This is a genomic window from Streptomyces sp. NPDC091271 (genome assembly GCF_044757505.1).
Classification (GTDB): domain Bacteria; phylum Actinomycetota; class Actinomycetes; order Streptomycetales; family Streptomycetaceae; genus Streptomyces.
In genome coordinates this window covers 342,159-352,713 of sequence record NZ_JBIVVD010000009.1, presented here as the reverse complement: position 1 = coordinate 352,713, position 10,555 = coordinate 342,159, and the positions used below count along the sequence as shown (strand labels likewise).

The window sequence follows — 10,555 nt, the reverse complement described above, 5'->3', positions numbered from 1 at the left end:
GTCGAGGCCTACTCGGTTCGGGGCTCGGGACTCTCAGCTAACGGCCGTGTGGGTCACAAAGTCGGCCCAGGCGGTCGCCCCAAAACCAACCTGTGGACCCGGTACGTTCTTGGAGTCGCGCACGTGCACCATGCCCGAGGCTGCCGCGACCTCGACGCAGTCGTTACCATTGCTAGTGTCGCTGTAGCTACTCTTGGACCAGACAAGCAAGCCGGACCCCTCGGCGGATTTCTTGCGGATCATGTCTCTCCCAGCACTTCATCGATGAGGCCCAGGGACTCCCCCGGCGGGAGCGCCTGAGCCCTGATGATGCCGTACCGCAGCTCAAGCACTCGAAGTTGTTTCGGGTCGGAAATGGGCCGCCCCCCGTACTCGTCATCGGTCCGACCCATTGCTGAGCCGTCACCGAACTTGAGTACCTGGATCCTTCCACCCGTGCCCGGGTGATCCCAGCGGCTCAACGGCATCACCTGAATCTCGATGTTCTGCCTCCCCCCAACTTCCAACAGTCGTTCGAGCTGTTGGCGTTGCACCATTGTGCCCCCGGTCGGACGGCGAAGCGTCGCCTCTTCCAGGACGAAGCTGAGATCCAATGCGGCTGAGTGGTCAAGAACAGACTGCCGAGCCATCCGCGCCGCCAGCATGCGTTCCAGTTGGTCAGCAGAGTAGGCAGGTCGCCTGGTCCTTAACAGGGCATGGGCATGGGCCTCCGTCTGTAGCAGCCCGTGCAGAGCGTGGCTCCCGTATGACAGCAGCTCGACCGCTCTGGCCTCCAATTTTGCCAGGTCCCGCACCTTCTTCGGGTAGCGGATCTGCGCCAGATCCTGCTTCATCGCAGCGATCTTGCCGCCTGCACCGACTACCTCGTCCACCCTGTCCAGGAACTCCGGTCGAGGAATCCGCCGCCCGCCCTCCACTTTGCGGACCAGGTCCTCCCCGTACCCGATCGCCGCTCCGAACTCGCCGGCCCGCATGCCGGCCGCCTCACGCCAGGCCTTGATCTGGCGTCCCACAGCGGCGACCACCGCCACCCCCGACTCGTCGTCGGGATCGACGTCCCAGCCGGGCTCGTCCGCCCCGCCGTCCTCCACGCGCTGCGTACCCGCCTCGTCCACGCTCATCCGTGCCCCACTTCCGACGTGCATGCCGTTCCTGCTCAACCCTGTACGTCCCCAGCCGGTCACCCCGGACAGCCGGGACAGCTCTGGACAAGCGCGGGACAATCACCGTACGTAAGGGCCTCGTCGCTATTCACGGTACGCGCGCGCGGCCACGCTGAGTGATGTGACCCGAGAAATCACCCGAACCGAACATTCCGCTCTCACCCGGCAGTTCACCGTGCTGCTCTCCCCCACCCGCCGGGGCGCGCGGCTCGCCCGGCTCCTCGCCACGGCGCACCTGGGCGACTGGGGGCTGCCCACGGAGTCAGCCGCACAGATCGTCGCCGAGTTGGCGACGAACGCCACCGTCCACGGCCGCGTATCGGGGCGGGACTTCCAACTGAGCCTCGCGGTCCACGACGACAAACTCCTTCGCATCGCGGTGACCGACACCCGGGGAGAGCGGCCACCACCCCCGGCACCACCAGCCGATTACGCGGAATCCGGGCGCGGCCTGCTGATCGTCGAGGCGCTTTCGGACCGCTGGGGCGTGGACGTCGGGCCCGTCCCGCGCAAGACCGTCTGGGCCGAACTCGACCTCGCACCGTGACCGCCGCCACCGGGTCGCGGGAACCCACGACCCGGTGAGCCGCGACACGGCGCCCCACGACGCATAAAGCTTTAAAGAAACTGGAGAAATGACCTTCCCCACCCCAACCCGACCCACTCCCGTCCACATCACTCGCGCGGGTGACATAGGGCAACTGAGCTGGATTTAGGGTGGCTTGCCAGGCATATGCTCGCCCCGACCACCGCAGACATGCGACGGCCCCCGGCCGGGACTGAGAATCCCGATCGAGGGCCTGACCACCGAGGAAGAAGCACCTTCCCGATGGATACCCAGCAGGCTATCGCGCCCCCGTGCGCCCCGCCCCCGTCACCCGGGGACGTCACACCGTCATCCGGTGTCATCCACCTCAACGTGCGGCACGCCGCCGGGTTCACCGTCATCGGCAACCACCTGGCCCAGCACCGCGGCCTCTCGCTCGTCGCGATCGGGCTCGCCGTGCACATCCAGTCGCTGCCCGCCGGGGCGAAGATCGGCATCAAGCGGCTCGCCGAACGCTTCCCGGAGAGCGAGACCGCCTCGCCGCCGCCCTGCGGGAGTTGGAAGCCACGGGCTATCTCCACCGCAGCCGCGTACGCCTGCCAGACGGCCGCATCGTGACGCGCACGCTCTCGTGCAACCAGCCGGGCGCGGACGCGCCCACCGCCACGCCTCGGCCGCAGTCCAGGCCCAAGCGGCCCGTACCTCCGCCCCACACGGCCCGCCCGAGCGAACCCGTTCCCGCACCCGAGCCGCCCCGACCGCTCCCCGAGCCGGTAGCCGCCGACGTACCCGACCCTGCGCCGAAGCCGCCCGCACCCCGGCCGGTCACCACACCACCAGAGCCGGAACCCGCACCGCAGGCGCAGCCCGCCCCCGTCCTCGTACCGCCTCCCACCGCACGCATCACCCCACCCCCGCCGCTGCCCCAGCCTCAGGCGCTCACCCAAGAGCTCCAGCGGGCGGCCTCCGCGCTCCTCGCCGACCTGCGCCGTCACGCGCCCCAACTCACGCTCTCCGAGCAGGACATCAACACCCTCACCCCCGGTGTCGCCGCCTGGCTCGAACGCGACGCCCACCCCGACACCGTCCGCCACGCCCTCACCCACGACCTGCCGGTCCCGCTCAGGCATCCGGCGAAGCTGCTGCGCCACCGCGTCACCACGCTCCTGCCGCCCCCGCTCCCCGGTGCCCAGGACCTCGCACCGCCTGCACGCCCCCGCGCGATCGTCATCCCGCTGCAGAACTGCGACCGCTGCGACCGCGCCTTCCGCTCACGCCACCCCGGACACTGCCGCGACTGCCGCACCGACCTGCCCACAGCAGCCTGATCCCGAACGGAACACCATGGTCAGCGCACCGCACGAAGCGATGCACCGCGTCTTCCAGGAATACCCGAGCCTGTTCACCAGCGTCTCCGAAGCGCTAGGCGTCACATTCCCACCCGCCACCTCCGCGAAGGTCATGACCACCGACCTCACCGAGAACCGGCCACTGGAACGACGAGTCGACACCCTCCTGCGCATCGAGACCGAGAACGACGGCCCCTTCCTCCTCGCCGTCGAGGCCCAGGGCAAAAAGGACCCCGACAAGCCGACCAGCTGGGCCTACTACCTCGCCCACCTCCTGGAGAAGTACCGGCTCCCCACCACCCTGCTCGTCGTCTGCCAGGATCGCGGCACCGCCGCATGGGCGGCCCGCCCCGTCCCCCTGGGCGCACCGCAGTGGCCGGCGCTCACCCTGCGCCCCCTCGTCGCCGGGCCCCACAACATGCCCCTCATCACCGACGTGGCCGAGGCCCGCAAGGACCCGGCGTTCACCACGCTGGCCCTCATCACGCACGCCGACGATCCGGACATCGGTGCCATACTGAAAACGCTGTCGACCACCCTGCGGGACACGCCGGAAAGCATCGCGAACCCGCTCATCGAACTCACCGCACAAGGCCTGGGCAACCGCCCCGCCGCACGACAATGGAGGAACCTGGTGGCCGTGGACCTCTCCTTCTACACCTCGCCCCTCTCCGAGGAGATCCGGGACGAAGGCCGACTCGAAGGCCGAGCGAAGGGCCGGGCCGAGGACATCCTGCGGTTGCTCGAACTGCGGGGCGTCCCCGTCCCGGACGAGGCCCGCCAGAAGATCGCCGACTGCGACGACCTGCACCTCCTGGACCAGTGGTTCAGCAGTGCCGTCACCGCAACCACCGCCGAGGACGTCTTCACCGAGGAGTGAACCCGGACCGGTGACCGCACCCCGTTCCCAGGCCCAGCTCCCCACACGTCCAAGGGTGCCCGGGTCCATGCGGATGTCTCCACCGAGGCGAGTGCGGCAGCCGTGCGTGGCTACCTGGAGGTGCGACTGTGAGCGCGAGCAGCTGGCGCCAGCGCATGCGCGAGGCCCGCGCCCAAGACCCGGACGCCACCGCACAACTGCTCGATGAGCTTGGGACAGAAGAGCGCGAAGCCGCCGAGATCGAAGCGGTCCACCGTACGAGCCGCCTCGGAGCCATGCAGAAGTACCAGCCGGGGGCGCCACTGCAGGAAGAGCTTCGCCTCGGTCTCAGTGGCCCGGAGGCCGCGCGCGGAGCACTGCGCTTCCAGTGGGTGGGGCAACACCCTCCTGGACCCGGTCGAGAAGGAGTGTCCAAGGCCGCAGGCACACCGATCGAGCCTGAGGTCACCGGACTCTCGCGAGGCAGCCCTGCCGTCCATGCGCCCGGTCATGTCGATGCTGCCTGATCCTCGTCCATCAGATCCTGTCGGCCAGCTCCACGAGCCAGGCGCCGGCGCTCAACGGCTCTGGAGGATCCACCTCCATGCCCAGTACAGCGACGGCGAGGGCGTAGTCGGACTCCTCCAGAGGGAGGGAGAGGAGCTCCCGCAGCTCGCCCGCCAACTGCGCGACCAGCCCCGGGTCAGTTCCGTCCCGATAGTCCTGGAGCGCCAGGTCATGGTCGCCGAACTCCTCCACCATTTCCTGGGAGAACCAGCCGCCGAGAAACTGTCCCAGTTCGGGAAAGCGGGCGTGCCACTCCCAATGAGTGCGGGGAGTGGCGGGCGGCGGGGCTGCGCCGTTGTCCACGCTCTCGCTCAGCCGATCAGCGAGACGTAGCAACCACTGCTGGATGTCGGAGTCGGGGACCCCCACGTCCGGCACGGGATAGAACTCGCCCAGCCGCAGCCGCAACCTCCCCGGAGGGTTCTGGGCGTACTCGCGCAACTGATGCTCGGCAGTCGCGATGGCCCAGGGACGAGTCCGCCAGCAGTGTCGGAGGTAGGCCTCCAAGGCCTCCTGGTCGTCGGCGGTACGCCCCAGATGGGCCCGGATCACCTGGTCCAGCTCGCCGTACTTCCGGTCGTGCTCAATCGGTCTGAGTGACACCGGCGCCTCTAGAGGTAGATCGGGAAGGTGGAGTGGACGGTGAAGCCGTGCGGACTCGCGTCGCTCCGCTTGAGCGTGACCCTGGCAGCCCGCACCTCCACAGCGTCCCGGCCCGCCAGCATCATGGCCTGCAACATGACCCGCCCGATCGGCTGGGGACGAGAAGGCCATGCCGCTTCGACAGTGAGCCGCCGGCGGGTGGCCTGCGCCAGCCAGCGGTGGATTACCTGTTCGTTCCGCGTGATCACCTGCTGAGTGGCCCACTGGGCGGTATCGCGGTCAGGGTAGGTCGCGGCACGGTTCTGACGAGCGGTCATGAGTGCTCTCGCTGCATATGATCGTTAATCGTGTCGACGATTTCATGAAGTCTGTCACGGGTAGCCCAGGAAATATGTTCCTTGAGCCCATCCGCACCGGGAAAGAGCACGAGGGCGCGCTGCGCTTCGGTGCTGTAAGCGGCAGCCCGCTCGTGACAGTACGGGTGCTCGCTGGTCAGGAACGACCGGACGATGTCCGCGAAAGGGTGATCAGCCTCGTCCACGAGAATGATTTCGAATCCGAAAAGATGGGGAAAGGTCTGCAAGAATTCACCCGCCCCCATGGACAGCTCCGAGTACTCGACAACACCCTGGCGATCAAGAATCCGAACCAGTTCCGCCAACGTTCGCAAATATTCCGCCAGGTCCACATCACCGGCGGCGCGTGTCGATTTCTTCCTGAATTCCGACGGAAACGCTTCGAGGTTACCGGATCGCGCGACGATGTCGGCGGCGACATCCAGCACCCCGGACGAGGCGTATACCGAGCAGTTCCAGTCGGCAACCCCATCGCGATGGATCAGCCGGATGTAGCGTTGGATCTCTTCGTCAAGCGACAGCTTTCCGTCCGACTCCTGGACCGCGATAGCGATATCGAGGAGCTTCGGTACGGGGCCGTCCGAGAACAGCGAAGCAGGGAATTGCTGCACTGCGACTCACTTTCCCTTGTGCGGCATGGCCGTCAGCACGATGAAGGGCGGCTCCAGGCCTTGCTTGTAGATCAGACGCACCTGAACCCAACTTCTTTCCTCGACTTTTGCATTCATTCCATCCGCATCATAGTCAACGCGCGAGACGGTGCGCCCAACGGTTTCTCCGGGAAATTCGAGGTAGATGGGCGGAATCTCGGATCGGTTCGGATCATAATTGGGATTGTTTTTGATCTTCTTCTCGACGCTGTCGATCCAATTTGCAATTCTATTCTCATTGGCGTCGTCCCGCAGGGCATCTTGGGTGAACCGCTGAGCGGAAGCAAGATCGGTGAAGGAAGATGCGTTGGGCGCTCCTGGCTGATCCCGCAGGCGCGTCCTCAACTGATCGTCAGTCAGGCCTACGTGTTTGTCTATCGGGTGGCTACCGAACATCCCTTCCTGGTTGGCCAGATCCATCGGATAATAAATGTGATCCGGATCCTCCCCCGGCACAGCGAACCGGTGCTCCGGCTTGAAGTCGTTCAGCGAGCGCGCTCCGAACGCCTGGGCCCGGGCTTCCTCGGCCTGGTAGGTGGGCGCGCTCCGGTACGCCTCATCGAGCGCCGGCAGTAATCCGTTGAGATGACTCTGGATACCGAGCAGCTCACCCTCGTACAGTGACACGGCCCGGTTGATCGCCCCCGTATCGATCTCCAGTGTGATGCCGGTCGCCAGTTCGCGCCCCATACCCAGCAGGCCCTTGCCGATCTTCTTCAAGTCGCCCATGTCGAGGCCGTCCTTGATGTTCGGCAGCGCGTCCCAGACGGCCTGTCGGTAGACCCGGGCCACCTCCCTGTGCATCTTCTCGGCCGCTTCGGCGTACGCCCTCATGGACTTGCTGACTTCCTGGGTGGTGTCGCGCAGCACGGCCATGACCGGCAGACTGCCGGCCCCCTGCCCTCCCACGGTGTCGTGCTTCCACTCATAGCCCGCGGTGGACGTGCCCCACGCGGTCGTACCCCACAACGAGCTGGTGAACTGACGCATCGCAGCCTGCCACTCACCATTATTCGGGTCGGATATGGACCCGACCGCCACGTTCAAGTCGGTTTTGACCTGATCGAGGGCAAAGCCTGGTTGCAGCCAGGCCAGGGCTATCTTGTCGATCTGCAGGTAGTCGGGGAGCGGCAGAACGTCGCCCGCCTTGCCCCATCTGTATACGTTGTCCAGCAGGTCACGGACGATGTCCATCGCCCAGTCCGGCACACCCTCCAAGAGCCAGGAGATGAGGCCGGAGCTGTAGTCGTCCATGTCGCCCCACTTCGGATCAGGAATCCGCTGATACTGCGGGGGCGATTCGATGACCGTCGGCACAGGGAACTGCACCGGCTTTACTGTGCCTGACGGGTGGCTGGCAGCCTCTGCCTTGGAGTAGTTGTTAGCCGTGGTGACGAACCCGACCGCGACGCCACCGATGCTGGTGACGCTCTTGGCCCAGACATCCAGGAAGCGATTACCCACCTTGACGTAGGCGGACGACACTCCTGCCGCAGCCGCTCCGTACCCGCCGCAGTCCATGAACTCCACAAGGTCATAGATCAAGTCATTGGCAGCCTTGTGAAAGACACCCTGCTGAAGCACCACGCTCCCCGAGGCCCCATACATCTCCGTGGGCGTGACGTCGAACCCGGATCCTTGGCCAGCGCTCAACTGGGGTGACTGCCCCGTCACTTCGCTCCCCATCCACGCATCACAGCCAAGTGCGCGGAGCGGTAGTTCACATGGCCGGTGGTCACTACCTCGTGCAGCCACTTCTGGGCGGCCTGCAGATCCTGCATCTGCTGGTCCCACCGGTCGAGTTCGTCGACGAAGGCACTGCGCGCCTCACCCTCCCAACCCAGCACCGCCTTCTCAGTTCGCCCGTACAACTCGTCGAGCCGTTCATTGAGCTGCTTGAGAATGCTCTCCAGCTCTCCAGCCAGGCTTTGCAGCGTTCCGAAGCGGACGCCTATGTGCTCATCTGACATTGGAGTCCCCTGCTCAGATGTCATCAATGCGGCTGCGTGGCGCGGCCGCAACCGGCGGCTCGCTGCCCGCTTGAAGCTTCTCCGCCTCCAAGGCAACGTCTACCGCGCTCTGTACCTCGCGAAAGCTCCGCAGAGTGTCGAGTTCCTGTTGGGTGAACCCGTCGCGGCTCATCCTCACGGCTTGTTCCAACACGAGAAGAATCTCTCGGATCCGTACGGCATCCTCAGCAGCCCCCCGGTGCAAAGCCCTGTAGGCCTTACCGGTCCTGCCCTGCCAATCGGCCTCGATCTGGTCGACCACACCGTCCATACGCCGCACCTGGCTGTCCAGATACTCCCGCATGGACCCCATGTCTCTGGCCAACCGCGTCAGGCCATCCTCGGACACACTCAGATCGGCGTTGATCGCCACGGCCCCCGCCTCTCATCGCTGAAAGCACCGTACCAACATGCATTTTCCTCTGTTGCCCTAGGAAGGCCAAAGCCCCTGCGACGCCGAACGGACTCCGGGAAACCGCTGAGTCTCACTCGGATACATGACGTACGGTGAACGACCGGATGGTCTCCATCCGCGGGGCGTTGCCCAGGGCCGTGAGGTCTCCTCGCACCAGCACTTCGTCACCCCGGCGATGAGCCTCTGCAGCCTTGCCATAGGCGTGCTGGTCCAGCGTCATCCTGACCCGCCGCAATCGGCCCCCGTCCCGGTCCTCGAAGGAACCGGCAACGGTCACGGCTCCGGGGCCATGCGGAAGCTCCCGGTGCAGACGAACCACCGAGCCGAGCAGGGTCATGTCCCGACTCCCCAGCCGGGCTCGCAGGTCCTTGGCACCTGCGTCCAGCGCGGCGAGTTGGGGACGGGCCAGCCGGATGCGCTCGGTGGGGCGCTCCATCGGCAGATCGGAAGACCACGTGAAGTCGAATGAGAAGCCCGGGCCTTCATCTCCGCCGATCCGGACCAGGGCCTCGCAGAGATTCGCCGACAGGCCTCCGGGAACGTATGGCGCGAAGTCGGCCACCGCGTCCTCTCGCAGGCTGGTCTCGGCAGCCTCCCGAGCGCAGACGAGCGCCGCGTACAGCCTCCTGGAGACCCGTCTGGCGAAGGGCTCCCTGCGGGTATCGTCGTCGAACAGGTAACCCTGGGGCGGAAGGTCAGGGAGCGGCGTGTGCACCGCGACCACGTAACTGCCCACTCTGGTCTGGTCGAGCCTCACCGTGGCCACATGGTCCTTGACCAGCTGGGGCTTCTGCGCCGGCTGCACCGGCTGCGGCTCGGGGGCCGCTTCGGCAGCCGCGGCGGAGGTCATCAAATCCCTCAGACCCGCGAGGGCGGGGACCACTTCGGTCAAGGGCACGGTGCCTGCCGGGCCGGGCGGCGTGAGCCGGAGGAACTGCCAGTCCGCGGACGGGAGCGACATCTCACGCAGGACGTCAGCCGGGCTGCGGGCCTCCACCACGGACAGGGTTTCCACCAGGTCGGCGACCCGGTCGGCGTAGTCGCGTGGCGCCCGGTCCAGCGGGACCAGCACCTCGTACGGTTCGCCCGAATCGCCGGCGACGGGCAGTACCCACAGCTGGCCCCGCCCGTAGTTCCTCGCGGGGGACCAACCGCGTCCGCGCAGATAGCGGAGCAGGGAGGACGTGGCCAGGTCCTTCACCCGGCTGAACTCCGCTTCGGAGATCGCGATCATGACACCCCCAGCTTCTCTTGGAACTCAGGGCCGAAGAGATCGTGCAAGGTCTCCGTGGTGAGCAGATTGGCCTTCGGTACGGACACCGTCAGACTGTTGTTCTTCGGCCGGTCCGTGAGGTCGTTGTCGTGGAAGCAGGCCCAATAGGCGGCATGCCGGAGAAGCAGGCCCTCGTGGGTCGCCTCGACCCACTCACCTGGATCCTCCGGCACGACGACCAGGAACAGGAAACGCGGCACGTAGAAGTCCCTGCCGGACAACAGGTTGTAGTTGTGCACACGCAGCGGATAGCGCCAGGAGTCACCGGTCTCGTCCGGCCGGTTCCAGCACTTCACCTGGGCGTGGATCTGGGGGAACTTCCTTGTGCCGCCCCGCCCCGGGTAGGTGAGTTCCCAGTCGATGCCCAACCGGTCGCGCGAACTGGACACGTTGAGGTTCGCCGCCGTCGCGAGCGCCCGGACGAACTGCTCGCCGAAATCGCCTTTGTGGTTGGTGTCACCCATGGCAACAGGCTCAAGCCAGGGCTCGGTCGACGTGCCCGTCGCCTCGGCGGGCTCCGTGGGATGGGGGAGCGCTGCGGATACCGGAGTGTCCGCCACCCCCCACTCCTCGGAAGCCCCTTGCATCGGCACACCGTAGTGATGACGACGCGCCGCCGGACGCTCGTTCATCAACACCCCCATGTCGCGCTCGGCTCCGACCGATTGCACAGAGTATCCGCGGCCCCCGACAACCCGAAACGGTGTGATCGGATTCCGGCCCGATTCACCTCCCCGTGTCAGTGGCCGCGCCTATCGTGAGCA

The 10,555-nt window shown here is 66.3% G+C and carries 13 protein-coding genes and 1 pseudogene; 4 read left to right on the top strand and 10 right to left on the bottom strand.

From position 1 onward, the window contains the following. Positions 1-33: 33 nt before the first annotated feature. Both ACIQM3_RS33875 and ACIQM3_RS33870 read right to left on the bottom strand, forming a co-directional pair. Positions 34-243 carry a DUF397 domain-containing protein gene (locus tag ACIQM3_RS33875; protein ID WP_401631181.1) on the bottom strand — a complete coding sequence of 70 codons (210 nt, stop codon included), beginning with the start codon at positions 241-243 and terminating at the stop codon, positions 34-36. After that, on the bottom strand, positions 240-1,121 hold the full coding sequence (locus ACIQM3_RS33870; RefSeq protein ID WP_401631180.1) for a helix-turn-helix domain-containing protein: 882 nt from the start codon (positions 1,119-1,121) through the stop codon (positions 240-242). The genes ACIQM3_RS33875 and ACIQM3_RS33870 overlap by 4 nt, the downstream gene beginning before the upstream one ends. Positions 1,122-1,284: 163 nt before the next feature. Between ACIQM3_RS33870 and ACIQM3_RS33865 the strand changes: the two genes are divergently transcribed. The 4 genes and pseudogenes from ACIQM3_RS33865 (at position 1,285) to ACIQM3_RS33850 (ending at position 4,445) form a co-directional block, all read left to right on the top strand. Next, the gene (locus tag ACIQM3_RS33865) at positions 1,285-1,710 is read left to right on the top strand and encodes an ATP-binding protein (RefSeq protein ID WP_401631178.1); all 426 of its coding nucleotides are present in this window, start codon (positions 1,285-1,287) and stop codon (positions 1,708-1,710) included. A gap of 282 nt (positions 1,711-1,992) precedes the next feature. Next, a pseudogene (locus tag ACIQM3_RS33860) lies at positions 1,993-3,038 on the top strand (helix-turn-helix domain-containing protein). Positions 3,039-3,054: 16 nt separating this feature from the next. After that, positions 3,055-3,939, top strand: a complete 885-nt coding sequence (locus ACIQM3_RS33855) for a hypothetical protein (protein ID WP_401631176.1) — start codon at positions 3,055-3,057, stop codon at positions 3,937-3,939. Between the two features lie 128 nt (positions 3,940-4,067). Continuing rightward, positions 4,068-4,445, top strand: coding sequence for a hypothetical protein (locus ACIQM3_RS33850; protein WP_401631174.1), 378 nt, complete (start codon positions 4,068-4,070; stop codon positions 4,443-4,445). Between the two features lie 10 nt (positions 4,446-4,455). Here ACIQM3_RS33850 and ACIQM3_RS33845 read toward each other — a convergent pair whose 3' ends face one another. From ACIQM3_RS33845 to ACIQM3_RS33810, 8 genes are all read right to left on the bottom strand, one after another. Further along, positions 4,456-5,088: a contact-dependent growth inhibition system immunity protein gene (locus tag ACIQM3_RS33845; protein ID WP_401631172.1), complete on the bottom strand. Its 633-nt coding sequence runs from the start codon at positions 5,086-5,088 to the stop codon at positions 4,456-4,458. A gap of 8 nt (positions 5,089-5,096) precedes the next feature. Continuing rightward, complete coding sequence (locus ACIQM3_RS33840) at positions 5,097-5,405, bottom strand: RNase A-like domain-containing protein (RefSeq protein ID WP_401631170.1); 309 nt, start codon at positions 5,403-5,405, stop codon at positions 5,097-5,099. Then, complete coding sequence (locus ACIQM3_RS33835; RefSeq protein WP_401631168.1) at positions 5,402-6,055, bottom strand: hypothetical protein; 654 nt, start codon at positions 6,053-6,055, stop codon at positions 5,402-5,404. The genes ACIQM3_RS33840 and ACIQM3_RS33835 overlap by 4 nt, the downstream gene beginning before the upstream one ends. A 6-nt stretch (positions 6,056-6,061) precedes the next feature. Beyond that, a complete protein-coding gene (locus ACIQM3_RS33830) occupies positions 6,062-7,681 on the bottom strand; it encodes an RNase A-like domain-containing protein (protein ID WP_401631166.1) in 1,620 nt (539 codons plus the stop codon). A gap of 83 nt (positions 7,682-7,764) precedes the next feature. Further along, positions 7,765-8,064: a WXG100 family type VII secretion target gene (locus ACIQM3_RS33825; RefSeq protein ID WP_401631164.1), complete on the bottom strand. Its 300-nt coding sequence runs from the start codon at positions 8,062-8,064 to the stop codon at positions 7,765-7,767. Between the two features lie 13 nt (positions 8,065-8,077). Then, the gene (locus tag ACIQM3_RS33820) at positions 8,078-8,476 is read right to left on the bottom strand and encodes a WXG100 family type VII secretion target (RefSeq protein WP_401631162.1); all 399 of its coding nucleotides are present in this window, start codon (positions 8,474-8,476) and stop codon (positions 8,078-8,080) included. A gap of 112 nt (positions 8,477-8,588) precedes the next feature. After that, positions 8,589-9,752 (bottom strand): hypothetical protein, encoded by a 1,164-nt coding sequence (locus ACIQM3_RS33815; RefSeq protein WP_401631160.1) that lies wholly within the window; start codon positions 9,750-9,752, stop codon positions 8,589-8,591. Then, positions 9,749-10,255, bottom strand: a complete 507-nt coding sequence (locus ACIQM3_RS33810; RefSeq protein ID WP_401631158.1) for a DUF4365 domain-containing protein — start codon at positions 10,253-10,255, stop codon at positions 9,749-9,751. The genes ACIQM3_RS33815 and ACIQM3_RS33810 overlap by 4 nt, the downstream gene beginning before the upstream one ends. Positions 10,256-10,555: the final 300 nt, after the last annotated feature.

Excerpts from the sequence above, each read along its gene's own strand:
- ACIQM3_RS33875 (WP_401631181.1), bottom strand. The coding sequence starts at position 243 with ATGATCCGCAAGAAATCCGCCGAGGGGTCCGGCTTGCTTGTCTGGTCC.
- ACIQM3_RS33870 (WP_401631180.1), bottom strand. The coding sequence starts at position 1,121 with ATGAGCGTGGACGAGGCGGGTACGCAGCGCGTGGAGGACGGCGGGGCG.
- ACIQM3_RS33855 (WP_401631176.1), top strand. The coding sequence starts at position 3,055 with ATGGTCAGCGCACCGCACGAAGCGATGCACCGCGTCTTCCAGGAATAC.
- ACIQM3_RS33840 (WP_401631170.1), bottom strand. The coding sequence starts at position 5,405 with ATGACCGCTCGTCAGAACCGTGCCGCGACCTACCCTGACCGCGATACC.
- ACIQM3_RS33825 (WP_401631164.1), bottom strand. The coding sequence starts at position 8,064 with ATGTCAGATGAGCACATAGGCGTCCGCTTCGGAACGCTGCAAAGCCTG.
- ACIQM3_RS33815 (WP_401631160.1), bottom strand. The coding sequence starts at position 9,752 with ATGATCGCGATCTCCGAAGCGGAGTTCAGCCGGGTGAAGGACCTGGCC.
- ACIQM3_RS33810 (WP_401631158.1), bottom strand. The coding sequence starts at position 10,255 with ATGGGTGACACCAACCACAAAGGCGATTTCGGCGAGCAGTTCGTCCGG.